Source organism: Thioalkalivibrio sp. ALE20, assembly GCF_000381405.1.
In the GTDB taxonomy this organism is placed as follows: Bacteria; Pseudomonadota; Gammaproteobacteria; order Ectothiorhodospirales; family Ectothiorhodospiraceae; genus Thioalkalivibrio.
Genome location: NZ_KB906476.1, coordinates 82010 through 107398 on the forward strand (window position 1 = coordinate 82010; position 25389 = coordinate 107398).

The 25389-nt window shown below is 69.8% G+C and carries 26 protein-coding genes; 15 read left to right on the forward strand and 11 right to left on the reverse strand.

What is annotated here, in order from left to right; genetic code table 11:
• Positions 1 to 2: 2 nt before the first annotated feature.
• The 6 genes from F790_RS0109850 to def are packed head-to-tail and all read right to left on the reverse strand — an operon-like array spanning position 3 to position 6990.
• Entirely contained in the window at positions 3 to 1385 is a 1383-nt protein-coding gene (locus tag F790_RS0109850) for a sigma-54 dependent transcriptional regulator (protein WP_019591554.1), read from the reverse strand.
• Positions 1382 to 3610 (reverse strand): ATP-binding protein, encoded by a 2229-nt coding sequence (locus F790_RS0109855; RefSeq protein WP_019591555.1) that lies wholly within the window; start codon positions 3608 to 3610, stop codon positions 1382 to 1384. The genes F790_RS0109850 and F790_RS0109855 overlap by 4 nt, the downstream gene beginning before the upstream one ends.
• Positions 3595 to 4140 (reverse strand): DUF4390 domain-containing protein, encoded by a 546-nt coding sequence (locus tag F790_RS0109860; RefSeq protein WP_019021658.1) that lies wholly within the window; start codon positions 4138 to 4140, stop codon positions 3595 to 3597. The genes F790_RS0109855 and F790_RS0109860 overlap by 16 nt, the downstream gene beginning before the upstream one ends.
• On the reverse strand, positions 4140 to 5465 hold the full coding sequence (rsmB, locus tag F790_RS0109865; RefSeq protein WP_019591556.1) for a 16S rRNA (cytosine(967)-C(5))-methyltransferase RsmB: 1326 nt from the start codon (positions 5463 to 5465) through the stop codon (positions 4140 to 4142). The genes F790_RS0109860 and rsmB overlap by 1 nt, the downstream gene beginning before the upstream one ends.
• Entirely contained in the window at positions 5465 to 6457 is a 993-nt protein-coding gene (gene fmt, locus F790_RS0109870; protein WP_019591557.1) for a methionyl-tRNA formyltransferase, read from the reverse strand. Before fmt ends, rsmB begins: the two co-directional genes overlap by 1 nt.
• A complete protein-coding gene (def, locus tag F790_RS0109875; protein ID WP_026279430.1) occupies positions 6457 to 6990 on the reverse strand; it encodes a peptide deformylase in 534 nt (177 codons plus the stop codon). The genes fmt and def overlap by 1 nt, the downstream gene beginning before the upstream one ends.
• Before the next feature lie 138 nt (positions 6991 to 7128).
• Between def and F790_RS0109880 the strand changes: the two genes are divergently transcribed.
• Genes F790_RS0109880 through ubiA form a run of 9 tightly spaced genes read left to right on the forward strand, consistent with a single transcriptional unit; the run spans position 7129 to position 17007 of the window.
• Positions 7129 to 8295, forward strand: a complete 1167-nt coding sequence (locus F790_RS0109880; protein ID WP_026332918.1) for a LysM peptidoglycan-binding domain-containing protein — start codon at positions 7129 to 7131, stop codon at positions 8293 to 8295.
• 27 nt (positions 8296 to 8322) lie between these two features.
• A complete protein-coding gene (gene dprA, locus F790_RS0109885; RefSeq protein ID WP_019591559.1) occupies positions 8323 to 9471 on the forward strand; it encodes a DNA-processing protein DprA in 1149 nt (382 codons plus the stop codon).
• Entirely contained in the window at positions 9468 to 9953 is a 486-nt protein-coding gene (locus F790_RS0109890) for a DUF494 family protein (RefSeq protein WP_019591560.1), read from the forward strand. The genes dprA and F790_RS0109890 overlap by 4 nt, the downstream gene beginning before the upstream one ends.
• Before the next feature lie 57 nt (positions 9954 to 10010).
• Positions 10011 to 12695 (forward strand): DNA topoisomerase I, encoded by a 2685-nt coding sequence (locus tag F790_RS0109895; RefSeq protein WP_019591561.1) that lies wholly within the window; start codon positions 10011 to 10013, stop codon positions 12693 to 12695.
• A gap of 31 nt (positions 12696 to 12726) precedes the next feature.
• The gene (locus F790_RS0109900) at positions 12727 to 13296 is read left to right on the forward strand and encodes an L-threonylcarbamoyladenylate synthase (RefSeq protein ID WP_019591562.1); all 570 of its coding nucleotides are present in this window, start codon (positions 12727 to 12729) and stop codon (positions 13294 to 13296) included.
• A gap of 11 nt (positions 13297 to 13307) precedes the next feature.
• Positions 13308 to 14237, forward strand: a complete 930-nt coding sequence (gene hemF / locus F790_RS0109905) for an oxygen-dependent coproporphyrinogen oxidase (RefSeq protein WP_019591563.1) — start codon at positions 13308 to 13310, stop codon at positions 14235 to 14237.
• Between the two features lie 26 nt (positions 14238 to 14263).
• Positions 14264 to 15280 carry a porphobilinogen synthase gene (gene hemB / locus F790_RS0109910; RefSeq protein ID WP_019591564.1) on the forward strand — a complete coding sequence of 339 codons (1017 nt, stop codon included), beginning with the start codon at positions 14264 to 14266 and terminating at the stop codon, positions 15278 to 15280.
• A complete protein-coding gene (gene aroE / locus F790_RS0109915; protein ID WP_019591565.1) occupies positions 15277 to 16119 on the forward strand; it encodes a shikimate dehydrogenase in 843 nt (280 codons plus the stop codon). The genes hemB and aroE overlap by 4 nt, the downstream gene beginning before the upstream one ends.
• A gap of 12 nt (positions 16120 to 16131) precedes the next feature.
• Positions 16132 to 17007: a 4-hydroxybenzoate octaprenyltransferase gene (gene ubiA, locus F790_RS0109920; protein ID WP_018869170.1), complete on the forward strand. Its 876-nt coding sequence runs from the start codon at positions 16132 to 16134 to the stop codon at positions 17005 to 17007.
• Positions 17008 to 17038: 31 nt separating this feature from the next.
• Here ubiA and F790_RS0109925 read toward each other — a convergent pair whose 3' ends face one another.
• Entirely contained in the window at positions 17039 to 17749 is a 711-nt protein-coding gene (locus F790_RS0109925) for a ComF family protein (protein ID WP_018869169.1), read from the reverse strand.
• A gap of 76 nt (positions 17750 to 17825) precedes the next feature.
• Between F790_RS0109925 and F790_RS0109930 the strand changes: the two genes are divergently transcribed.
• From F790_RS0109930 to bioF, 3 genes are all read left to right on the forward strand, one after another.
• Complete coding sequence (locus F790_RS0109930; protein ID WP_018869168.1) at positions 17826 to 18284, forward strand: hypothetical protein; 459 nt, start codon at positions 17826 to 17828, stop codon at positions 18282 to 18284.
• Positions 18281 to 19279, forward strand: a complete 999-nt coding sequence (gene bioB, locus F790_RS0109935) for a biotin synthase BioB (RefSeq protein WP_019570198.1) — start codon at positions 18281 to 18283, stop codon at positions 19277 to 19279. Before F790_RS0109930 ends, bioB begins: the two co-directional genes overlap by 4 nt.
• A gap of 64 nt (positions 19280 to 19343) precedes the next feature.
• Positions 19344 to 20528 carry an 8-amino-7-oxononanoate synthase gene (gene bioF / locus F790_RS0109940; protein ID WP_019591566.1) on the forward strand — a complete coding sequence of 395 codons (1185 nt, stop codon included), beginning with the start codon at positions 19344 to 19346 and terminating at the stop codon, positions 20526 to 20528.
• 6 nt (positions 20529 to 20534) lie between these two features.
• On the opposite strand, the gene F790_RS0109945 is transcribed toward bioF, so the two are convergent.
• From F790_RS0109945 to radC, 3 genes are all read right to left on the reverse strand, one after another.
• Complete coding sequence (locus F790_RS0109945) at positions 20535 to 20900, reverse strand: type II toxin-antitoxin system VapC family toxin (protein WP_019591567.1); 366 nt, start codon at positions 20898 to 20900, stop codon at positions 20535 to 20537.
• Entirely contained in the window at positions 20897 to 21094 is a 198-nt protein-coding gene (locus F790_RS0109950) for a type II toxin-antitoxin system VapB family antitoxin (RefSeq protein ID WP_019570195.1), read from the reverse strand. The genes F790_RS0109945 and F790_RS0109950 overlap by 4 nt, the downstream gene beginning before the upstream one ends.
• 102 nt (positions 21095 to 21196) lie before the next feature.
• Positions 21197 to 21868 carry a DNA repair protein RadC gene (gene radC / locus F790_RS0109955; protein WP_019570194.1) on the reverse strand — a complete coding sequence of 224 codons (672 nt, stop codon included), beginning with the start codon at positions 21866 to 21868 and terminating at the stop codon, positions 21197 to 21199.
• A gap of 137 nt (positions 21869 to 22005) precedes the next feature.
• Here radC and coaBC point away from each other — a divergent pair, with 137 nt between their 5' ends.
• The 3 genes from coaBC (at position 22006) to argB (ending at position 24685) form a co-directional block, all read left to right on the forward strand.
• On the forward strand, positions 22006 to 23283 hold the full coding sequence (gene coaBC / locus F790_RS0109960; protein ID WP_019591568.1) for a bifunctional phosphopantothenoylcysteine decarboxylase/phosphopantothenate--cysteine ligase CoaBC: 1278 nt from the start codon (positions 22006 to 22008) through the stop codon (positions 23281 to 23283).
• 3 nt (positions 23284 to 23286) lie between these two features.
• Entirely contained in the window at positions 23287 to 23748 is a 462-nt protein-coding gene (dut, locus tag F790_RS0109965) for a dUTP diphosphatase (RefSeq protein WP_018946659.1), read from the forward strand.
• A 73-nt stretch (positions 23749 to 23821) separates the two neighbouring features.
• Positions 23822 to 24685: an acetylglutamate kinase gene (argB, locus tag F790_RS0109970; protein ID WP_019589942.1), complete on the forward strand. Its 864-nt coding sequence runs from the start codon at positions 23822 to 23824 to the stop codon at positions 24683 to 24685.
• A gap of 39 nt (positions 24686 to 24724) precedes the next feature.
• On the opposite strand, the gene F790_RS0109975 is transcribed toward argB, so the two are convergent.
• Entirely contained in the window at positions 24725 to 25375 is a 651-nt protein-coding gene (locus F790_RS0109975; protein WP_026332920.1) for a DUF4124 domain-containing protein, read from the reverse strand.
• Positions 25376 to 25389 lie beyond the last annotated feature (14 nt).

Genomic DNA, 25389 nt, shown 5'->3' on the forward strand with positions numbered 1-25389 from the left:
CGTCAGCCGTCGGATTTCACGCGGCGCGGATCGATGCCCAGCGCCTTGAACTTGCGGTAGAGATGCGTACGCTCCAGTCCGACCCGTTCGGCCAGACGCGTCATGTTGCCCTCGGAGCGTTCCAGCTGCTGCATCAGGTATTCCCGTTCGAACTGTTCGCGCGCCTCGCGCAGGGGCAGGTCGGGGATGGTCACCACCCCCTCGGCGTTCTCTTCTTCCACCCGCCGCGGCTGCCCCGACAGGGTGCGGTCCACCTCGTCGCGGGTGATCTCGTCGCCGGAGCCCAGGATCATCAGGCGCTGGACCAGGTTGCGCAGCTCGCGCACGTTCCCCGGCCACGGATACTGCTGCAGGCACTCCAGGGCCGGGCGCTGGAACGTGCGCTGCGGCAGGCCCTCCTGCTGATGCAGCTGGCGCATATGGTAATCCAGCAGTTCGGGGATGTCCTCGGCGTGCTCGCGCAACGGCGGCACGTTCAGCGGCAGGACGTTGAGGCGGTAATAGAGATCCTCGCGGAACAGCCCCTGCTCCACGGCCTCGCCCAGATCGTGCTGGGTGGCCGCCACCACGCGCACGTTCACGCTGATCGGCTGGTCCCCGCCGATGCGCGTGATGCGACCGGTGTCCAGCGCATGCAGCAGACGCGCCTGGGTCTGCAGGTCCATCTCCGCAACCTCGTCGAGGTACAGCACCCCGCCGGAGGCCTGTTCCAGCAGGCCATAGCGCACCCGCTCGCCCTGCTCGCTGCCGAACAGCTCGGCCACCGCCTCGTCACCCGACATCGATCCCACCGAGACCACGATGAACGGGCTCTCGCGCCGCGCGCTGCGGGCGTGCAGCATGCGCGCGAAGGTCTGCTTGCCGGCCCCGGGCTCGCCGGTGATCAGCACCCAGGTATCGTGCTGGGCCATGCGCTGCACCTGGTCGCGCAGGTTCACCATCACCGCGCTGCTGCCCACCGGGTCGGTCACCGGGGCGGCCTGGCGCCGCAGACCGGTGTTCTCCCGCTGCAGGCGCGCGGCCTCCAGTGCGTTGTTCAGGGTGATCAGCAGCTTGTCGATGGTCAGCGGCTTCTCGATGAAGTCGTAGGCGCCCAGGCGGGTCGCATCCACCGCACTCTCCACGTTGCCGTGGCCGGAGATCATCACCACCGGGCACATCGCTCCCTCGTCCTCCTGCCACTCCTTGAGCAGCGAGATCCCGTCGCCGTCGGGCATCCAGACGTCCAGCAGGATCGCATCCGGCCGCCGGCTGCGCCGCTGGGCCTTGGCCTCGGCCACCGAACCCGCCAGCGCGACCTGGTAGCCCTCGTCCTCCAGCACGTCGCGCAGCAACATGCGGATGTCGGGCTCGTCGTCGACCACGAGAATGTAGGCGTCGCTCATTGCGGCTGTTCCTCCTCGGCAGCGGACGCCCCGGACGGGCCGCCCTCGTCCACCGGGATGCGGATCACGAAGACCGCGCCGCCCGCCCCGGAATCATCATTATGGCACTCGATGATGCCGCCGTGCTCTTCCACGACCTTCTGCGCCACGGCCAGACCGAGCCCGGTCCCGCGCGGCTTGTCGGTGGTGTACGGCTCGAAGATGCGCTCCAGCAGCTCCGGACGAATACCCGGTCCGTTGTCGCGCACGCGCAGTTCGATCCAGGAACCGGATGCGCTTTCCACGTAGGCCGTGGACACCTCCACCCGGAGCTCGTCGCCGCGTTCCTCTTCCTCCGCGGCCTCCATCGCATTGCGGATCAGGTTGTGCAGCAACTGACGCAGACGACCGCCGTCGGCCCGGATCGTCGGCACCCCCTCGCCCAGATCCAGGCGAACCCGCGAGCTGCCGTCCGCGGCCAGGTACAGCTCGGAGACGTCGCGCACCAGCTGGTTCACGTCGGTGTGGCCGAGTTCCAGTTTGGGCGCCTGGGCGTAGTCGCGGAAGGCGTTGACCAGGGTCTTCATCGCCTCCACCTGCTGGATGATGGTGCCGGTCGCACGTTCCAGCACCTCGTGATCGGCCCCGTCCAGCACCCGGCCCAGCCGCCGCGAGAGCCGTTCGGCCGACAGCTGGATGGGCGTCAGCGGGTTCTTGATCTCGTGGGCCAGGCGCCGCGCCACCTCGCCCCAGGCCGCATCGCGCTGGGCCTTCAGGAATTCCGTCATGTCATCGAACACGATCGCGTGCAGCCCGCGGCCGGATCCCGGGGTCGGCAGCCAGACGGCACGCGTCATCAGCACCTTGCGCCCGCTGCGGGTGAACACCACCACCTGACGCGACCATTCCGCCTCGTGCCCGGCCAGCGGATCGCGGATGGCCTCGAAGAACTGGTGCACCAGCGGGCACTCGCGGCCGACCTCGGCGATGTCCCGGGTGCGCGCGCCCGGCAGGTCGCATTCGAGGATCTGGCCGGCGGCGTCGTTGGCGGTGCGCAGGCGCAGGCTGCCGTCCAGCGCCAGCACGCCCGAACGCAGATGCTTGAGCACACTCTCGAGATAGGCCCGCTCGGCGTCCAGCAGCCGGCGGTTGCGCTCGGCCTCGTTGCGCGCCTCGCTGAGGGTGCGGGTCATCGCGTTGAACGACTGCACCAGGAAACCCAGTTCGTCCGCCCGCCGCACCTCCAGCCGGGTATTGTAGTCGCCGGCGGCGACCATGCGCGTGCCCTGCACCAGATCGGACACCGGCTGCACCAGCCGCCGTGCGACCACCAGCCCGGCCCACAGCGCGGCCATCAGCGAGATCGCCAGCGCCAGCGACATGGTGAAGATGAAGCCCTGGGTGATCGGCCCGCGCAGATAGGCGAACTCGCGGTAATCGGCAAACGCGTCCTGCACCCGCAGGGACAGGGCGCTCATGCGCGGATCCACGGGGTACACGGCCTGCAGAATGCGGTTGTCGGTGCCGGGCCGGCGCGCGGCCGTGGTCGCCACCACGCGGATCACCAGCTGATCATCGGGGCGTGGCTCAAGACGCGAGTAGGGCTGCCCCGGCCGCACGCGCATCAGGATGTCGGAGCTGGGCGGTGACGGCAGCTGGCGGATGGGGCTGTCGGTGCTCGACGCGATGATGCGGTTGTTGGCGCCCACCAGGGTCAGCTCCTGCGCTCCCAGACTGCGCCGGTAATCGTTGAGGGTCAGCCCCATCAGGCCCTCGGAGACACCTTCCAGGTCTTCCATGATCTCCTGGGTCTCTTCGGCCAGCTGGCGCACGCGCAGATCCAGCGAGGAGCGCGACAGTTCCAGCGCGTCTTCCAGCGCCGAATCCACGCGCACGTCGAACCACGAATCCACGCCTTCGCTGAGAAACTCGTAAGAGAAGTAGTACACCACCGAGACCGGCAGCACCGCGACCAGCATGAACCCGCCGACCAGGCGCAGGGTCAGGCGGCTGCCCGGCACCCCGTGGCGGTACTGCCAGAACATGCGCACCACCTGATAGATGATCAGGCCGGCCAGCACGATCAGCACCGCGGCGTGGAACACCAGCAGCCAGATGAACAGCTGTTCGAAACGCGCCTGGTGCTGGGCCGCGTCCCCCATCACCAGCAGCGAGGCCAGCAGGAGGACGAACAGCAGGATCATCCCCAGCAGCCCCCAGGGCAAACCCTTCAGTCGAGCGACCATCCGTACCACTCCTGTCGGGCCGTGAGTTCGCCGCGCAGGCCGGCGTCCAGCTGCAACGGCAGCGGCAGCGCGGTGTAGTCCAGCGACAGCCGGGCGTTCAGGCGGTGGTCACCCGGGGCCTCGCGCAGCGCCTCGGGGACGTCCTCCAGCCGGATCCGCCCCAGGCGGCGGGCACTCTGCTCCAGGGCATCCCCCAGCGTGGGGCGCAGCTCCATGCGCTCGCCATCCCGCGAGGTCACCAGATAATGTCGGTTGAGGGGGTAGTAGCGCAGTTGCACGCGGTTCTCCGCGCGTACCAGCGGTCTCCCCGGCAGCATGCGGTCGGGCTCCGCCTGCGCCTCCAGCCGGAACCCCAGGGTCACGCCGTTCTCCAGCGCGTCCACCAGCACCTCGGGCAGGGCCATGTCCAGGTCCAGGCGCGCCAGCAGCGTGGTGTCATCCAGCCACAGATGACTGGCCTCGCGGATCTCGAGCGCCGGGGCCACCCCCGGCGCCAGCACCAGCACCAGCAGCCAGACGAACCGCCGCATCAGCCTGCGACCTTCTCCAGCAGGGCATAATAGAACCCGTCGCCACCGGCCAGCCCCGGCGGGATGGACACCCCGGAGGAACGGGACAACGCCCCGGGAATCGGGCTTTCCGCGCCCGTCTCCACGGCACGCGCGTCACCGGTCGCCTCGACGAACGGGGTCACGACTTCCTGGTTTTCCGCGTCCAGCAGGGAACAGGTCGCATACAGCAGGCGTCCGCCCGGACGCAGCAGGTCCCAGGCCGCGCGCAGCAGACGGGCCTGTTCGGCGGCCAGACGCGGGATGTCGTCCGCGCGGCGCAGGGTCTTGATGTCCGGATGCCGGCGGATCACGCCGGTGGCGGAACAGGGCACGTCCAGCAGGATCGCGTCGAACGGCTCCCCGTTCCACCAGGTGTCGGTGTCGCCCAGGTCCGCCGCGGTCAACGTCGCATCCAGCTGCAGCCGGTCGAGGTTCTCGCGCACCTGTTCCAGGCGCGTGGCGTCGTTGTCCAGGGCCACCAGGTCCAGCTCGCCGTCGGCGCGTTCCAGCAGATGCCCGGTCTTGCCGCCGGGGGCGGCACAGGCATCCAGCACCCGCTCGCCCGGGCGCGGCGCCAGCAGATGCGCGGCCCACTGCGCGGAGACATCCTGAACCGACAGCCGGCCGTCACTGAACCCCGGCAACGCGGTCACGTCGGTGGCCGCCTCGAGCGTCAGCGCGCCCTCGGGGGCGTCGTGCAGCCGCGCCTCGAAGCCCGCCTCGCGCAGCGCCGCCAGCGCCTCGTCCGGGCTCCAGCGACGGGTATTGACCCGCAGGGTCAGCGGGGCCTCGCGCAGCAACTCGCCCAGCACGGCCTCCGCGCGCTCGGGCCACGCGGCCTCGATCGCCTCGATCAGCCACGCCGGGCAGGCATGCCGCAACACCGGGTCCTCGGCGATGCGGGCCTCCAGCGCATCGGTCTCGCGCAACGCGCGACGCAGGATCGCGTTGATCAGCCCCACGGCCCCGGGCCGATGGATGCGACGCGCGGTCTCGGCGGTCTCGCGCACCGCCGCGTGATCGCGGGTGGAGAAATGCAGGATCTCCGCCAGGCCCTGGGCCAGCAGCACGCCGATCACGCCGTCCTTGCGCCGCAGTGGCCGGTCCAGGCTTTCACGCACCAGCGCCTCCAGCTGCGGATACCAGCGCAGGGTGGTGTACACCAGGGCGCGGGTCCAGGCGGCCTCGCGCACCGGGAGATCCGCCACCGCGGGTTCCAGCACGCTGTTGAGCGAAGCCCCGTGCAGCACCACCTGTTCCGTGGCTTCCACGGCGCACTGGCGGGGGGCAGGCTGGCGGGCCATCAGGTATCACCTCCGAGTCGCTGACCGGTCAGATCACCGGTATTGGCCCAGTCGGCGGAACTCACCGGTCGCCGGCCGGGCAGCTGCACGCGCTCCAGCCGCAGCAGGCCGTTGCCGGTCATGACATCCACGCCCTCGCCGCCCGCGGCGACGATGGTGCCCGGCGCAGCATCGGCGGGCGTCACGGTCGTCGCTTGCTCCGCCTCAACGGGCCGGGCGGCATGGATGCGCAGGACCGCCTCGCCGTCCGGCAGCCGGGTCCAGGCGACCGGCCACGGGTCGAAGGCGCGCACGCGGCGGTCCAGCTCGCGGGTCGGCTGAGCCCAGTCCAGTCGCGCCTCGTCCTTCTCGAGCTTGGCGGCATAGGTCGCCCGGGCATCGTCCTGCGGCTCCGGCACCGACTCGCCACGCGTGATCGCCGGCAGGCGCTCCACCAGCAGTTCCGCCCCCATCCGCGCGACGGCGTCGTGGACCTCGCCGGTGGTTGCACGCGGGCCCAGCGGCAGGCGCCGGCAGGCGTGCACCGGGCCGGTATCCAGCCCCGGGGCCATCTGCATCAGGCACACGCCGGTCTCGTCATCGCCGGCGAGGATCGCGCGATGGATGGGTGCCGCCCCGCGCCAGCGCGGCAGCAGCGAGGCGTGGATGTTCACCCCGCCCAGAGGCGGGATCTCCAGCACCGCGCGCGGCAGGATCAGCCCGTAGGCCGCGACCACCAGCAGGTCCGGCTGCCATTCGGCCAGCCGCGCCCGCGCCTGCGGATCCCGCAGCGATTCCGGCTGCTCCACCGGGACCCCGGCGGCCGTCGCGACCTGCTTCACCGGCCCCGGACGCAGCTTGCGGCCCCGGCCCGCCGGGCGGTCCGGCTGCGTGTAGACCGCGACCGGCGGGTGACCCGCCGCGATCAGGGCCTCCAGCGCGGGAACCGCGAAGTCGGGGGTTCCCGCGTACACGATGCGCGGCGCCGGGGCGTCCCTGTCGGCAGCCGCCATCAGACCGCGGGCGCCGCGGCCTTGCCGGAACCGCCGGCGCGCGCGCCCTGCTTCTCCAGTTTCTTGCGAATGCGACCGCGCTTGAGACTGGACAGGTAGTCCACGAACAGCTTGCCGTCGAGATGATCGATCTCGTGCTGGATGCACACCGCCAGCAGCCCGTCGGCCTCGGCCTCGAACGGCTGGCCGTCGCGGCCCAGCGCGCGGAAGCGGATCCAGTCCGCGCGCCGCACCTTCTCGTAGTAACCGGGCACCGACAGGCAGCCCTCGTCCATCTCTTCCTCGCCCCGGGTCTCGAGGATCTCCGGATTGATCAGGGCCCAGGGCTGGCTCTGGTCCTCGGAGACGTCGGCCACCAGGACACGCTTGTGAACGTTCACCTGCACCGCCGCCAGGCCGATGCCCGGTGCCGCGTACATGGTCTCGAACATGTCGTCCACCAGTGTGCGGATGGAGTCGTCCACCTCGGCGACCGGTTCGGCCTTCTGCCGCAACCGGGGATCGGGAAAGTGGAGAATTTCTCGCTTCGCCATGAAAAACCTCAATCTTTGTGCTGTACAGTCCCGTCAATTCTGCTAACGTTGGACCGCATCATCCGCCGAAGCGTCACCGAATTCGGACCGGGCCACAGGATGGCCCCGGGGAGTGCGGACCTGACAGGGGAAACCATGATGTTGAAAACCAGAGCGACCACGACCTCTTTCGTGCTGCCGGGCGTACTGTTCAGTGTAACGCTGTTTCTGGGGGGCTGCGCGGCCACCGGAGACACTGACACCGGCAGCGGCGCCGAAGATCCCGAGAACCCGACTGCCGAAACCGCCACCCCGGACAACGGGGAACGCCAGGAGACCAGCGACTCCGCCACCGAGGAAACTCCGGAGATCCGGGATTCCGCACCGGAGCGCTACGTCGTCAAGAAAGGCGACACCCTCTGGGACATCTCCGCCATGTACCTTGACGAACCCTGGTACTGGCCGGAGATCTGGGCGGTGAATCCGGAGATCGAGAACCCGCACCTGATCTATCCGGGTGATGTCCTGAGCATCCACTACGTGGACGGCGAACCGCGCATCACGGTCGACGGCGGCCCGCGCGTGCGGCCGACCAAGCGCCTCTCGCCGGAGGTCCGCGTGGAGGAGCTCGAGGACGACACCCCGCCGATCTCCACGCTGCAGTCGTTCATGTTCCAGCCGCAGGTCCTCGACGAGGAGACCCTGGAACAGGCGCCCTACATCGTGGCCGCGGACGACGATCGCGTGATCTACGGCCCGGGCGACCGGGTCTATGTCCGCAATGCCGAGGACACGGAAGAATACGAGATCTACCACATCGTCCGGCGCGACGAGATGCTGCTGGATCCGGACACCGGCGAGGAACTGGGCGTCGCCACCATCCCGGTGGGTGAAGCCGAGATCGTCGAACCCGGGCACGTGGCGCGTGCGAACATCCGCCGTGGCGAACGCGAGACCATCCGCGGCGACCGCCTGGTTCCGTTCGCGGAAGAACAGGACATGCTGTTCGAGATCGGCCGTCCGCCGGAAGACATCGACGGTCAGGTCATCAAGCTGTTCGATGCGATCAGTCAGATCGGGCGCTACCAGGCCGCTGTCATCAACCGTGGCGCGCGGGAAGGGGTCGAGAACGGTCAGGTGTTCGCCGCCTACACCGCCGGCCGCACGGTGCGCGATCCGATCGCCGGGACGAACGAGTCCGTGGACCTGCCCGAAGAACGGGTCGGCGAGGTGATGGTCTTCAAGACCTTCGAGAAGGTCTCCTACGTGCTGGTGACCGAATCCGAGCGCACGCTGCGCGAGGGGTACACCGTCCGCCATCCGTAAGCCATGACCACCAGGGCGGATTCCGCGATGGAACGCGAGTCCCGCAACGACGCAGCCACGGCCGGGGTCGACCCCGGGCCGTGGCTGCGTCTTTTGCATACCCCCGGACTGGGGCCGCGGCGCATCCAGCGCCTGCTGGAGGCCTTCGGCTCGCCACAGGCCGCACTGGCCGCGCCCGCCCGGCAGTGGAGGGACGCCGACGTCGGCGTGGCCCCGCCGCAAAACCCCGACGATGACCACCCCGGCGTGGCGGCCGACCTGGCCTGGGAGCGCGCGGACGAGCGTCACCGCATTCTGTGTCGCGACGATCCCGACTATCCGCCGCTGCTGACGCAACTGCCCGACCCCCCGCCGGTGCTGTTCCTCAACGGCGACCCGACCCTGCTGACCGCACCGCAGGTGGCCATCATCGGCAGCCGCGATGCGACTCCGCAGGGACTCAAGCTGGCCCGCGAGTTCGCTCGCGAGCTGGCGAGCGCCGGGGTCACCATTACCTCGGGTCTGGCGCGCGGGATCGACGGCGCCGCCCATCAGGGCGCACTGGACGCCCCGCAGGGGCGCACCACTGCCGTGGTCGCAACGGGCCCCGACCGCATCTATCCGGCCGCGCACCGGCGGCTGGGGCACCGCATCGCCGATCACGGCCTGATCGTGTCGCTGTGGCCCACGGGCACCCAGGCCCAGGCCGGGCACTTCCCGCAGCGCAACCGCGTGATCAGCGGGCTCGCCCTCGCGACCCTGGTGGTGGAAGCGGGCGACAACAGCGGCTCGCTGATTACCGCGCGACTCGCCGGAGAACAGGGCCGGCAGGTCTACGCCGTCCCGGGCTCGGTTTTCAGCCCGGTCAGCCGGGGCTGCCACCGGTTGATCCGCGAAGGGGCGCAACTGGTCGAGACCGCCGGCGAGATCCTCGACGACCTGGCCGACTGGCTGGGCGTCCCGGCCGCCCCGCAACCCCCGGGGCCGGCGCCCGCCGAGCCGGTGGATCCGGAGCACGAAAAGGTCCTGCAGGCGATGGGTTTCGACCCGGTGGACATGGAAACCCTGCGCAGCCGGACTCAATTGACCATCGACACGCTTTCATCCATTCTCGTTTTACTGGAACTCAATGGCCGCGTGGCCGCCCTCGATCACGGGCGCTATCAGCGCCTCGACGCAGGATCCCCCGAATCATGAACGAAAGCGTGCTGGACGTGCTCATGTATCTGTTCGAGCACACCCTCGACGAAGAATCCGAGGCCGAACCCGATCGCGGCGAGCTGCAGCGGCAGCTGGTCGAAGCCGGTTTTGCGGCCGGCGAGATCGAGCGCGCCCTGGGCTGGCTGGACCGGCTGATGAGCGAGGCCCCGCTGGCCAGCCGCGGCGGTGACAGCGCGGCCTGCCGCGTGTTCGCACCCGAAGAACGCCAGCGCCTGAACATGGAAAGCCGTGGCTTCCTTCTCAATCTGGAGCAGAACGGTCTGCTCAGTGCCGGCACCCGCGAACTGGTGATGGACCGCGTGATGGAACTGGACGCCGAGGAGATCGACCTCGACCAGCTGCGCTGGGTGGTACTGATGGTGCTGTTCAACCAGCCGGACGACGCCGTCGCCTACTCCCGGCTCGACGAGGTCATGCGCGACCATATCGGCCCCACCGAGATGGATTATCTGCACTGATCCCGGCGTCACCGCCTCCCACGGAACCCGCCGCCACCGAGACGGTCCCGAGTCCCCATGAGCAAGCACCTCGTCATTGTTGAGTCCCCCGCCAAGGGGAAGACCATCGAGAAATACCTCGGCCCCGAGTATCAGGTCATGGCCTCCTACGGCCATGTGCGCGATCTCGTGCCCAAGGAAGGGGCGGTGGACCCGGAGGACGGGTTCCGCATGCGCTACGACGTGATCGAGCGCAGCGAGAAGCAGATCGACGCGATCGCGAAGGCCCTGAAGAAATCCGACGACCTGATCCTCGCGACTGACCCCGACCGCGAAGGCGAGGCGATCTCCTGGCATCTCTACGAGGTGCTGCGCGAACGCGGCCTGCTCGAAGGGCGCAACGTCTACCGCGTGGTGTTCCACGAGATCACGAAGAAGGCCATCCAGGAGGCAATCGAACAGCCGCGTGAACTCGCCCAGCCGCTGATCGACGCCCAGCAGGCGCGCCGCGCGCTGGACTACCTGGTCGGCTTCAACCTCTCGCCGCTGCTGTGGCGCAAGATCAAGCGCGGCCTGTCCGCCGGACGCGTGCAGAGCCCGGCGCTGCGCATGATCTGCGAGCGCGAGAACGAGATCGAGGCCTTCGTCCCGCAGGAATACTGGACCCTGGACGCGAAGGCCGAACGCGAGGGCCAGCCGTTCACCGCGCGGCTGACCCACCTGGACGGCAACAAACTCAACCAGTTCGACCTCAACAGCGCCGAGCTCGCCCACGATGCGCAGGGCCGCCTGAACGAGGCCGCGAACGGTGAACTGCGCGTGGCCAAGGTCGAGAAGAAACAGCGCCGCCGCAACCCGGCCGCGCCGTTCACCACCTCGACCCTGCAGCAGGAGGCCTCGCGCAAGCTGGGCTTCAATGCCAGCCGCACCATGCGTACCGCCCAGCAGCTGTACGAGGGCATCGACCTGGGCTCCGGCGCGGAAGGCCTGATCACCTACATGCGAACCGACTCGGTCGCGCTGGCCGGCGAGGCGATCGGCGAGGCCCGCGGCCTGATCGAAGAGCGCTACGGGCCCGACAACCTCCCGGACAGCCCGCGCCAGTACAAGACCAAGTCGAAGAACGCGCAGGAGGCCCACGAGGCGATCCGCCCGACCTCGGTGCGACGCATCCCGGACGAGATCCGCAACCGTCTGACCAGTGACCAGGCCCGGCTGTACGACCTGATCTGGAAGCGCACCGTCGCCTGCCAGATGATCCACGCGACCTTCGATACCGTGGCCGCCGATCTGGTCCCGGGCGACAGCGAACACCGCTTCCGCGCCACCGGTTCCACCCTGCGCCACGCCGGCTTCATCGCGGTCTATCAGGAGGGCCGCGACGACAGCGCGGACGACGACGAGGACAAGCGCCTGCCGGAGATGGCCGAGGGCGACACCGTCGCACTGCACGAGGTCACCGCCGATCAGCACTTCACCGAGCCACCGCCGCGCTACACCGAGGCCAGCCTGGTGAAGACCCTCGAGGAATACGGCATCGGCCGCCCGTCGACCTATGCCAGCATCATCTCGACCCTGCAGTCACGCGAATACGTGGAGATGGACGGCAAGCGCTTCATCCCGACCGATACCGGCCGGATCGTGAACAGCTTCCTGACCCGGCATTTCGATCGCTACGTCGACTACGACTTCACCGCGAATCTGGAAGACGAGCTGGACGCGATCTCGCGCGGGGAAAAGGACTGGGTCCCGGTGCTGGAGGACTTCTGGTACGACTTCCGCGACCGGGTCAAGGAGAAGGAAGAGAACGTCACCCGCGCCGAGGCGGTACAGTCGCGCGAGCTGGGCACCGACCCCAAGAGCGGGCGGCCGGTCAGCGTGCGCCTGGGCCGTTTCGGGCCGATCGTGCAGATCGGCACCAAGGACGACGAGGAGAAGCCGCGCTTCGCCGGGCTGCTGCCCGGGCAGAAGATGGACAAGATCACCCTCGAAGAGGCGCTGGAGCTGTTCAAGCTGCCGCGCGAGCTGGGCGAGACCCCCGAGGGCGAACCGGTGATGGTGAACATCGGGCGCTTCGGACCATACGTGAAGTACGGTTCCAGGTACGTCTCCCTGGGCCCGGACGACGACGTCTGGACCATCGAGCTGCCGCGCGCCCTGGAACTGGTGGCGGAGAAGAAGAAAAAGGACGCCGAACGCTTCATCAAGAGCTTCGACGACGAAGGCATCCAGGTGCTGAACGGTCGCTACGGCCCCTATGTCACCGACGGCAACAAGAACGCCAAGGTGCCCAAGGAGACCGATCCCAAATCCCTGACCCTGGAGCAGTGCCAGGAACTGATCGCCAACGCCCCCGAACGCAAGGGGCGCGGTCGCAAGGGCGGCAAGGCCGCGGCCGGCAAGTCGGGTGGCGCGAAGAAGACCGCCTCGAGCGCGTCGAAGTCGACCGGGTCGAAGGCAAAGGCCACGGGGTCGAAATCCACGGGGTCGAAATCGTCGAGTTCCAAATCTGCGGGTTCGAAGGCATCGACGGCCAAAAGTTCGGGCACAAAGGCCACGGGCACGAAGTCCGCGAGCACAAAATCGAGCAAGTCGAAAACGACCGCGACGGGCAGCAAGTCCTCCGGCAAGGCCGCCACGAAAAAATCCGGTGGCAACTCGTCCGATGGCAAATCGGGGGGCAAACCCGGGGGCGACACCGGATCCGGGGAAACCCCGGCGACCAGCGATACCGTGACCGCCAGCGGCCGTGACTCCGGCTGACACCCCGGCCCCCGGGACCCGCACGAACTCCGTGGAAGCCGTAGCGCGCATCCTGCGCGCCGGTGGCGTGGTGGCCTACCCCACCGAAGGGGTGTTCGGTCTGGGCTGCCGGCCGGACGATCCCGTCGCGGTGGAACGCATCCTCGCGTTGAAAGGCCGCCCCGATACCAAGGGCCTGATCCTGATCAGCGACCGCCTGGAGCGTCTTGCCGGGTGGCTGGCACCCCTGGGAGCCGATGCGCGCGCCCGGGTGGAGGCCAGCTGGCCGGGGCCGGTCACCTGGCTGTGGCCGGCCGCCCCCGAGTGTCCGGCCCTGCTGCGCGGCGAGCACGACACCCTGGCGGTACGCGTGACCGCGTATCCTCCGGCCCGCGAACTGTGTGCCGCCGCCGGGAGCGCCCTGGTCTCCACCAGCGCCAACCCTGCCGGGGAGGCGCCCTGTACCGACTGGCGCTGCGTGGAACACCGCTTCGGCGACGGGGTGGACGCCATCCTGCAGGCCGAATGCGGCGATCTGGCCGGCCCCACCGCGATCCGCGATGCCCGCACCGGCGCCTGGCTGCGCGGCGGCGGCGACCACGAACCCGAACCGGACCATTGAGAGGAGCCGACATGGCCCGTGAGAACGACGTCTCCATCGACCGCGTAACCGAATACCTGCAGGGGCTGCAGGACCGCATCTGTGCCGGCATCGAGGAACTCGACGGCGAGGCCGGTTTCCACGAGGACGCCTGGGACCGCCCGGCCGGCGGTGGCGGGCGCACTCGGGTACTGTCCGGCGGCGCGACCTTCGAACAGGCCGGGGTCAACTTCTCGCACGTGATGGGCGACACCCTGCCGGCCTCGGCCACCGCCCACCGCCCGGAACTCGCCGGGCGCTCGTTCCAGGCCGCCGGGGTCTCGCTGGTGATCCACCCGCACAACCCCTATGTGCCCACCTCGCACGCCAACGTGCGGATCTTCGTCGCGGAGAAACCGGGCGAGGATCCGGTGTGGTGGTTCGGCGGTGGCTTCGACCTGACGCCCTACTACGGCTTCGACGAGGACTGCATCCACTGGCACCGCACCGCCGAGGCCGCCTGCCGGCCGTTCGGCGAGCACCTCTACCCCGAGCACAAGAAGTGGTGCGACGACTACTTCTTCCTCAAGCACCGCAATGAACCGCGCGGCATCGGCGGGCTGTTCTTCGACGATTTCAACGAGGGCGGCTTCGAGCACGCCTTCGGCTACATGAAGAGCGTGGGCGACGCCTACCTCGAGGCCTATGCCCCCATCGTGCGCCGCCGGCGCGATCTCGACTGGGGCGAGCGCGAACGCCAGTTCCAGCTCTACCGCCGCGGGCGCTACGTGGAGTTCAATCTGGTCTACGACCGGGGTACCCTGTTCGGCCTGCAGTCCGGCGGGCGCACCGAATCGATCCTGATGTCGCTGCCCCCGCTGGTGCGCTGGGAATACAACTACCGGCCGGAAGCCGGCACCCCGGAGGCCGAACTCTACGAGCGCTACCTGGTGCCCCGCGACTGGCTGGCCGAGGCTGACTGAGAAAACCCGATCGAGGACGCGCACATATGACCGCCCCCATCGCCCCCTATCCCGCCAGCCGTCCGCGCCGCATGCGCCGGGATGCCTTCTCCCGGCGGCTGATGCGCGAGCATCGCCTGAGCGCCGACGACCTGATCCTGCCGGTGTTCGTGACCGAAGGCGAAGGGGTGCGCGAACCGGTGCCATCGATGCCCGGCGTGGAGCGGGTCTCCATCGACCAGCTGCTGGTCGACGCGGCCACCGGCCACCGCCTGGGCATCCCGGCCCTGGCCCTGTTCCCGGTGGTCCCGGGGCAGAAGAAGAGCCTGGACGCCGCCGAGGCATGGAACCCGGAGGGCCTCGCCCAGCGCGCGGTTCGCGCGCTGAAGGCCGAGCTTCCGGATCTGGGCGTGATCACCGACGTGGCCCTGGACCCGTTCACCACCCACGGCCAGGACGGCATCATCGATGACGACGGCTATGTGGTGAACGACATCACCGTGGAGGCCCTGGTGCGCCAGGCGCGTTCGCATGCCGCGGCCGGCGCCGACGTGGTCGCGCCCTCGGACATGATGGACGGACGCATCGGCGCCATCCGCAGCGCGCTGGAAGACGACGGCCAGGTCCACACGCGCATCCTCGCCTATTCGGCGAAGTACGCCTCGGCGTTCTACGGCCCGTTCCGCGACGCGGTGGGCTCGGCCGGCAACCTCGGCCGCGGCAGCAAGGAGACCTACCAGATGGATCCGGCCAACGGCGAGGAGGCGATCCACGAGGTGGCCGCCGATCTGGCGGAGGGTGCCGACATGGTGATGGTCAAGCCGGGCATGCCGTATCTCGACGTGGTCCACCGCATCCGCGAGCGCTTTCAGCGCCCGACCTTTGTCTACCACGTATCCGGCGAATACGCGATGCTCAAGGCCGCCGCCGAACGCGGCTGGCTCGACGAACGCGCCTGCGTGCTGGAGGCCCTGACCGGCATGAAGCGCGCCGGCGCCGACGGCATCCTCACCTACTACGCCCGGGCGGCGGCCGAATGGCTGGCGGAGGACGCCACGTCATGAGCCGTCCCGATCGCTACGCGGTGGTGGGCAACCCGATCCACCATTCCCTGTCGCCGCGCATCCACACCCTGTTCGCCGAACAGACCGGGCAGGCGATGACCTACGAGGCACGCCGCGGCACCCCGGGGCAGTTCGCCGAAGAGGTCGGCGGCTGGCTGGCCGGGGAGCTGCGCGGCGTGAACGTGACCGTGCCGTTCAAGGAAGACGCCTGCCAGCTCGCGGCCGTCCTCTCCGACCGCGCCCGCCGCGCCGGGGCCGCCAACACCCTGTGGACCGGCGACGACGGCCGCATCCATGGCGACAACACCGACGGCGTCGGCCTGCTGCGCGATCTGGAAGACCGCCTCGGCTGCGAACTGAACGGTCGGCACATCCTGATCCTGGGCGCCGGTGGCGCCACCCGCGGCATCCTGCAGCCGCTGCTGGAACGCCGGCCCGCCACGCTGATGATCGCCAACCGCACCCCGGCCCGGGCCGAGGGCCTTGCCCGCGACTTCGCCGATCTCGCCGGCGACACCCGCCCGGAGGCCTGCGCGCTGGATGCCCTGCCGGATGGCCCGTTCGATCTGATCCTCAACGCCACCGCCGCCGGGCTGTCCGAGGATGCGCTGGAGCTGCCCTCGGGTCTGGTCGGTCCGCGGACCACGGCCTACGACCTGGTCTACGGCCCGGCCGCGCTGCGCTTTCTCGACTGGGCCGAGGCGAACGGCTGCGCACTCAGCAGCGACGGTCTGGGCATGCTGGTGGAACAGGCCGCCGAGGCCTTCGCAATCTGGCGCGGGGTGCACCCCGAAACCGGACCGGTGCTGGCGACCCTGCGCCACGAAGCCGCCGACTGACCCGCCCCGGCCATGACCCCGCGCGAGCGCCTGTACGAGTACGCCCGCCTGACCCGGCTGGACCGGCCGGTGGGCATCTACCTGCTGCTGTGGCCGACGCTGTGGGCGTTGTGGATCGCCGCCGACGGCCTGCCGCCCTGGCATCTGCTGTTCATCTTCGTCGCCGGGGTCACCCTGATGCGCTCGGCCGGCTGCGCGATCAACGACTACGCCGACCGCCATTTCGACGCCCATGTCACGCGCACCCGCGACCGCCCGCTGGCGATCGGCAGCATCACCCCGCGCGAGGCCCTGGCGGTGTTCGCGGCGCTGTGCCTGGTGGCCTTCGTGCTGGTACTGTTCACCAACCCGCTGACCATCGCGTTCTCGGTGGTGGCGGTGCTGCTGGCGGGCACCTATCCGTTCTCCAAGCGTTTCCATCATTTCCCGCAGGTGCACCTGGGCGCGGCGTTCGCCTGGGCGGTGCCCATGGCCTTTACCGCAGTGAACAACGAACTGCCGCCGCCGGAGGCCTGGCTGCTGTTCGTGATCACCCTCGCATGGACCACGGTCTACGACACCTTCTACGGCATGGTCGACCGCGAGGACGACCTGAAGATCGGGGTGAAATCCACCGCCATCGCCTTCGGCGAGCTGGACCGCGCCATCACCGGGGCGCTCCAGGTGATGGTCTGGGTCGGCCTGTTCCTGCTGGGACGCAACCTGGAGTTCGGCGGGGTGTACATGGCCGGGCTGGCGGTGGTCGCCGCGCTGATGTTCTACCAGCAGTTCCTGATCGCCGATCGCCAGCCGGTCGACTGCCTGCGGGCGTTCAGGAACAATCATTATCTCGGCGCGGTGGTGATGCTGGCGATGATCGGCGACCACCTGTGGCGAGCGGCCGCCTGAGCCGCAAATCGCGCCCCGCGAACGACGCACCTCAGGCCCGCGCGAGCGTCAGCGCCTCCACCCGCGCCGCCCCCGCCGCATACAGGGCCTCCGCCAGCGCATCCAGCGTGGCTCCGGTGGTCGCCACGTCATCCACCAGCAGCACACGGGCCGCCGGCGGCAGCTCCGCGCCGGGTCTCAGGGCAAAGGCGCGTGCGACGTTGCGACGGCGTTCGCGCCGCCCCAGCCCCTGCTGCGACTCGGTGGCACGCACCCGGACCACCAGCCGCGACGCCAGCGGCGCCTCCAGCACCCGCGCCACTTCGCGCGCCAGTTCCAGGGCCTGATTGAAGCCACGCTCGCGGTAACGCTCGGGATGCAGCGGCACCGGGACCACACAATCCGGCCCCGGGTCCGTGCCATGTTGTGCATCCGCCAGCTCGTCGGCCGCGCGCCGGGCCAGCTCCCGGAGCACGCGTGCCGCGGTCGCGTCATCGGCATGCTTGCGCGCGAGAATCAGGCGATCCAGCGGCCAGGTATAGCGCCACGGGGCATGCAGTGCCGCCAGCCGCGGGTCGCGATCCCGACACCGGGGACACGGACCCGCCACGGTGTCCGGCTCGCCACAGCGCGGACAGGGGGCCACCACCCGTTCCAGTTCCGCCAGACAGCCCGCGCACAGGGCATCGCCCGGACCAACGCCGGCCCCGCAAAGCCCGCAGGCCGACGGAAACGGCCCCTCCAGCCAGCGCCGTACCCGCATTCCCGCTTTCCCCGTCATCCATGAAGGGCCGCGTGCCATGATGCTAAACTCCGACCTTTTACCGGCAGGATAGCTCATGGAAACGAAGACCATCTCCGGACGCCGATCGCGGCGGGCGGCATCGCTGTTCGACATCGGGAACGTCATCGTCATCAGCGTGGCCGGTATCCCCCTGTTCCTCGTCGGCGGCGACGGGGTCGGCGTGGGCTTCATCATCGCGGCGATCGTGGGGATCGTCCCGCTGATCCTCTGGTTCGGGGGCTCCATGGTCGTCTATGCCCTGAACAAGCATCACCCCGACCCGCGCGTGGGGCACCACACCCAGTGGGCCGCCTACCGGCTGTACGGCCTGATGGGCGCGCTGATCGTGGTGGCAACCTTCTTCCCGCCCGACATCGACTACTATCGCGCCTACTGGGCCGTGGCCGCGGTGATCCTGCTGCCGTGGTCGCTGTATGCCCTCTACACCATCTATCGCGAGCCATGGTCGGACATCGAAGTCCCGGCCGAGGCCGACCAGGAGCACCACCTATGAGCGAGCTGCGCCACGACTGGACCACCGAGGAAGTCGAAACCCTGCTGGATCTGCCGCTGAACGACCTGATCTTCCGCGCACAGACCGCCCATCGGGAACATTTCGACCCCAATGCGGTGCAGGTCAGCACGCTGCTGTCGATCAAGACCGGGGCCTGCCCCGAGGACTGCGCCTACTGCCCGCAGAGCGCCCACCACGAGGTCGAACTGGAACGCGAACGCCTGCTGCCGGTGGAGGAGGTCGTCGAGGCGGCGCGTAACGCCCGCGCCCAGGGCGCGACCCGCTTCTGCATGGGGGCCGCCTGGCGCAACCCCACCGACAAGAACCTGGAACGCGTGATCGAGATGGTGCGCGCGGTCAAGGACGAGGGGCTGGAGACCTGCATGACCCTCGGCATGCTGAAGGCCGAGCAGGCCCGTCGCCTGTCCGAGGCGGGGCTGGACTACTACAACCACAACCTCGACACCTCGCCGGAGTTCTACGGCCACATCATCTCCACCCGCACCTATCAGGATCGGCTGGAGACCCTGGAGCACGTGCGCGAGGCCGGCATGAACGTCTGCTGCGGCGGCATCCTCGGCATGGGCGAGTCGCGCCGTGACCGCGCGCGCATGCTGCAGCAGATGGCCAACCTGCCGAAGCACCCGGAATCGGTACCGATCAATCAGCTGATCCAGGTCGAGGGCACCCCGCTGCAGGACGTGGAGAACATCGATCCGCTGGAGTTCGTGCGCACCATCGCGGTCGCCCGCATCGTGATGCCCGCCTCCTACGTGCGGCTGTCCGCCGGGCGCACCGAGATGTCCGACGAGATGCAGGCCCTGTGCTTCCTCGCCGGGGCCAACTCGCTGTTCTACGGCGACACCCTGCTGACCACCCCGAACCCCGGCGAGAACCACGACCTCGCCCTGTTCGAGCGCCTCGGCCTGCAGCCGGAGACCGCCGACGGTCATACTGGCGAGGACGCCGCCGAACCCGCCGCGCGCAGCGCATGAGGCCAGGCGTCCGCCCGGCACCCCGGGGCGGACGCCTCCCGCCTGCCAGCATCCCCGGCCGGGCATGAGCGACTCCCTGCACCGCTTCCTCCAGCAGCGCCTCGAGACCGTCCGCGAGGCCGGACTGTGGCGGCGCCTGCGCACGCTGGAGGGGCCGCAGCAGCCGGAGCAGATCATCGACGGCCGCCGCGTCGTCGCCTTCTGCTCCAACGACTACCTGGGCCTGGCCGCCGATCCGGCGGTCAGCGCGGCCGCCCGCGAGGCCCTGGACGCATACGCCACCGGCGCCGGGGCCGCCCACCTGATCAACGGCCACACGCGGGCCCATGCCGAGCTGGAACAGGCGCTGGCGCGTTTCACCGGGCGCGAGCGGGCACTGGTCTTCTCCACCGGCTACATGGCCAACCTCGCGCTGGTGCAGACGCTGGTCGGGCGCCACGACACGGTGTTCGAGGACCGCTGGAACCACGCCTCGCTGATCGACGCCGTGCGCCTGTCCGGCGCGCGCAGCCAGCGCTACCGCCACGCCGACCCCGAACATCTGCGCCAGCGTCTGGAGCGCGCGCCTGCCAACGGCCACCGGCTGATCGTCACCGACGGGGTCTTCTCCATGGACGGCGACATCGCGCCGCTGCCGCAGCTGGCCGCGCTGGCCCGCGAGTTCGACGCCTGGCTGATGGTGGACGACGCCCACGGCTTGACCGTGCTCGGCGAGACCGGGGGCGGCAGCTGCCAGCATTTCGGCCTGGATGCCGGCGACGTACCGATCCTGATGGGCACCCTGGGCAAGGGCTTCGGCACCGCCGGGGCCTTCGTCGCCGGCAGCGAGGCGCTGATCGAGACCCTGATCCAGACCGCACGCCCGTATATCTACACCACGGCGATGCCCGCCGCGCTGGCCGCCGCCACCCTGGCGTCCGTTCGCATCGCCGAGGCCGCCGGCGACCGCCGCGAACACCTGCGCGCCCTGATCCGGCGGCTGGGCGCCGGGCTGGATGCCCTGGGCCTGCCCCACCCGCCGCCGGACACGCCCATCCAGCCGGTGATCCTCGGCGATGCCGCGCACGCAACGGCCATCGCCGAGCGCCTGCAGCAGGCCGGCTTCCTCGTCCCCGCCATCCGCCCGCCCACGGTCCCCGAGGGCCAGGCCCGCCTGCGCATCACCCTCTCCGCCGCCCACAGCGAAGCCCAGGTCGACGCCCTGCTGAACGCACTCGAGTACGCCCTCCACGCCAGCCCCGGAGGTTGAGCCTCGTCAGGCGCCGCGGGCAATCCCCAGGTCGGCGGCCGCCCGATGCAGCCGTCGATCCCGGGTCCACACACGCGTGCCCGGCGTCAGCAAACCGGAAGCAAGCAGATGGGCATCGGCATACCCGATCCCTCGGCCCATCAATTCGCGGGCCTCGATGCACGCGAGCACCTCCTCGTCCGTTGCCCGGATCGCGTGCGGAAGGTCGCCCAGCAGCCGCAGGATCTCGCTCCGGTTGCGCAGATTTCCGCACGCGAGCTCGCCGATCACGAAGGCATGCACCAGCACCCGCGATTCATGGAGCAGAACCTCCAGTTCCGGCTCCCCCTCGCGCAGATGATCGATCCATACCGAAGTATCGACGAGGATCATTCCGCCATCGGACGCCGGCGGGGAACCGCCTCCAGGTCGGGCTCGCTGCCGCCCAGTTGCGCGAGGCGACGGGCGCTCTCGCGTTCCACCAGCGCCCGCAGGCCTTCCCGGACGAGGACCGTCTTCTCGGTCACCCCCGTCATGCGACGCGCTTCTTCCAGCAACTCGTCGTCGATGTTGATCGTTGTCCGCATGGCTCCTCTCCCGCGACTCCGGCCGGACCGGCCGCGTTCGTCGATGCACCGATAATACACCACTCGATGACGATCGATACATACACATCTTCTCGGGCCCGCTCACAGCTCGCCGCGTTCGGCCAGCGACACGGCGGTATCGCCGATGATCAGGTGATCCAGCAGGCGCACGTCGATCAGCGACAGGGCCTCGCTCAGCCGCCGGGTGATCAGCGCATCCGAGCGCGAGGGCTCGGCCACGCCGGAAGGATGGTTGTGGGCGAGGATGACCGCGGCGGCGTTGTGGTGCAGTACCCGCCGCACCACCTCGCGCGGGTGCACGCTGGCACCGTCGATGGTGCCGCGGAACAGCTCCTCGAACGCCAGCACCCGGTGCCGGTTGTCGAGGAACAGGGCGCCGAAGACTTCAAACGGGTAGTCGCGCAGGCGGGCGCTCAGGAACCGGCGGGTCGCACTCGGCGAGGTCAGCGCCTCGCCGCGCTCCAGATCCGCCTCCAGATGCCGACGGCCCATCTCCAGCACGGCCTGCAGCTGGGCGTACTTGGCCTGCCCCAGCCCCGGTGCCGCGCAGAACCCGGCCTCGTCGGCCTGCAGCAGCGGGCGCAGCCCCCCGAAGCGGGACAGCAGGTCGCGCGCGACATCCACCGCGCTCTTGCCGGTCACGCCGGTGCGCAGGAAGATCGCCAGCAGTTCGGCATCCGACAGCGCGGCGGCACCGCGTTCCAGCAGTTTCTCGCGCGGGCGCTCGCCCGCCGGCCAGTCCGTGATGGCCATATCCACCTCCCTGTGGTCGGGTTCCGTTGCCCGGATACTGGCGCGGCGCAGCGGTCGGCGCAAGGCTTGCCCGTGCGATACCCCGCATCCGGGGCCGAATCCGGCACCCGGCCCGGCTCACGGGTTAGAATCCGCACATGAGCGATCCCGAGGACATCTTCGCGACCCCGGCGGACACCGGCGAGATGACCGATGCCCCGCGCATCCTGGTGGGGGTCAGCGGCGGCATCGCGGCGTACAAGGCCTGCGAGCTGGTGCGCGAACTGCGCCGCCGCGGCTGCGCGGTGCGCGTGGTGATGACGGCGGGGGCGCAGGCCTTCGTCACCCCGCTGACCTTCCAGGCCCTGTCCGGCGAGCCGGTGCGCACCCATCTGCTGGACGCCGAAGCGGAGTCGGGGATGGACCACATCGCCCTGGCGCGCTGGGCCGACCACGTCGTGGTCGCCCCCGCCAGCGCCGACCTGATGGCGCGCATGGCCCAGGGGCTGGCGGACGACCTGCTGACCACCCTGCTGCTGGCCACCACCGCCCCGGTCACCCTGGCCCCGGCGATGAACCACCGCATGTGGGAACACCCGGCCACGCGTGCCAACCACGCCACCCTGCGCGAGCGCGGCGTGCGGTTCGTCGGGCCGGACAGCGGCGAGCAGGCCTGTGGCGAGCAGGGCGCCGGACGCATGGCGGAACCGGCGAACATTACTTCCGCCCTGCTGGATACAAGCCCCGGCCCGCTGCAGGGCCGCCGTATCCTGATCACCGCCGGGCCGACCCGCGAACCGGTGGACCCGGTACGCTACCTCGGCAACCGCAGCTCCGGACGCATGGGGTTTGCCGTGGCCGCCGCCGCGCACGATGCCGGCGCCCGGGTCACCCTGGTGCACGGTCCCTGCGAGCTGGCGGTACCGCCCGGCGTACAGGCGCACGCGGTGGAGACGGCGGCGGAGATGCATGCGGCCGTACTGGAGGCGCTGGAGGGCACGGAGGTGTTCATCGCCACCGCCGCGGTGGCCGACTACCGGCCCGCCACCCCGGCCGCGCAGAAGCTGAAAAAGACCCGCGAAGACCTGACCCTGGAACTGGAACGCACCCCGGACATCCTCGCCGACGTCGCCCGGCGGGTCGACGGGCTTGCAGCCCGGCCGCTGCTGGTCGGATTCGCCGCCGAGACCGGCAATCTGCGGGAATACGCCCGCGACAAGCTCGTCGCCAAGGGCCTGGATCTGGTCGCCGCCAACCGCGTGGACGGCGGCCGGGGTTTCGGCCACGGCGACAACAGCCTGCTGTGCCTGTGGCCCGACGGCGAACGCGAACTGCCGCGCCAGCCCAAGGACCGCCTGGCCCGCGAACTGATCACCCTGATCGCCGAGCGCCTGCAGACGCACCCGGCCACCCCCTCTCCGACCCAAGGAAACTGACGCATGCCCGCCCCGGAAATCGATCTGAAGGTCCTTGATCCGCGCATGGGCACGGACTTCCCGCTGCCCGCGCCCGCCACCGAGGGCTCCGCCGGCGTGGACTTGCGCGCCATGCTGGAAGAACCGCTGAACCTGGCCCCGGGCGAAGCCGAGCTGCTGCCCACCGGGCTGGCGGTGCACATCGCCGACCCGGGCTACGCCGGCATGATCCTCCCGCGCTCGGGCCTGGGCCACAAGAAGGGCCTGGTGCTGGGCAACCTCGTCGGACTGATCGACGCCGACTACCAGGGCCCGCTGATGGTCTCCGCCTGGAACCGCAGTGATGCACCGATCTCCATCGACGTCGGCGACCGCATCGCGCAGCTGGTCATCGTGCCGGTACTGCAGCCGCGGTTCCGCGTGGTCGATGACTTCGAGCAAAGCGAGCGCGGCGCCGGCGGCTTCGGTTCATCCGGCCAGCGCTGACGCCGTTCGCCCGCACCGCGGCCCCGCGCCGGGTGATAAACTCCGCCCCCGAACGTCAACCGGACCCCCAGCCATGGACACCGACACCGCCCATTCCGTCGCCCATGTCCTGATCGAGGCGCTGCCCTACATCCAGCGTTTCGCAGGCAAGACCATCGTCATCAAGTACGGCGGCAACGCCATGACCGAGGACCACCTGAAGGCGAGCTTCGCGCGCGACATCGTGCTGCTCAAGCAGGTGGGCGTGAACCCGGTGGTGGTCCACGGCGGCGGCCCGCAGATCGGTGATCTGCTGGACCGCCTCGGCAAGAAATCGGAGTTCGTCGACGGCCTGCGGGTGACCGACCGCGAGACCATGGACGTGGTGCAGATGGTCCTCGGCGGGATCGTCAACCAGGAGATCGTGTCCCTGATCAACCGTTACGGCGGCCGCGCGGTGGGCCTGACCGGCAAGGACGGGCAGATGATCCGCGCCACGCCGCTGCGCGGCGAGGACCCCGACGTGGATCTGGGCCATGTCGGTCAGGTCGAAGGCGTCGATCCGGCGATCGTGCATACCCTCGACCACAGCAGCTTCATCCCGGTGATCGCCCCCATCGGCTTCGACCGCGAGGGGCGTGCCTACAACATCAACGCCGATACCGCGGCGGAAAAGCTCGCGGTGGTGCTGGACGCGGAGAAGCTGTTCCTCCTGACCAACACCCCCGGGGTGCTGGACCAGGCCGGCGCGCTGCTGCCGAAGCTCGCCGCGCCGCAGGTGGACGAGATGATCCGTGACGGGACCATCCATGGCGGCATGATCCCCAAGATCCGCTGCGCCCTGGATGCGGTGCGCAGCGGCGTGAACGCCACCCACATCGTCGACGGCCGGGTGGAACACGCAGTCCTGCTGGAGCTGTTGACCGACGAGGGAGTGGGCACCCTGATCAGCCGCTGACCCGCGCCGCGCCCCGGGGCACGGCACGGTGCGGCGCGCTCAGTCCTCCTCTTCCAGGACCAGCGCGCGGTAATCCTCGGCGTCCGCGTCGAACTGCGCGTTCATCTCGTCGATACGGGCCTGCTGGCGTTCCTGGTAGGCCCGTTCGCGGTCCAGCCGGCCCTGCACGTCCTCCAGCTCGTCGGCGTAGCGTGCCCGCAGGGCGGCGCTGTCCGGATTACGGGCCTGCTGGCGTTCGATGCGGTCGCGTTCGCGCTCGAGGACCCGCGCCTGACGCTCGCTCATGCGGACATTGTTCTCCAGCGCGGCGATGCGCCGTTCACGCAGGGAGTCGATCTCGGCGAGCGAATCGTAGACGCGCTCCAGCTGACGCTTGCGGGCCGCCTGGTCGAGGGCGGGATCCTCGCCCGACTCCTGCGCCTGCTCGGCGCGCCGGCGTTCCTCGGCCGCCGCCTCGCGTTCCTCGGCGGTGGGCGGGGCCGGCACCACCTCGCGCACGAAGCCCTGGCGGTCGTACACTTGCCGCTCGCGGTCGCTGGACTCCGGCCTCGGCTTGTCCGAAAAACGTACCGTGCCGTCATCATCCACCCAGCGATGGATGTCACCGGCCACCGCCGGTGCCACCGGCATGGCCAGCAGCATGGCCAGGGCGCCGAGCAGCACCCCGACAGCCATTCCGTTCCCGTACATTGGTCCGCTTACTC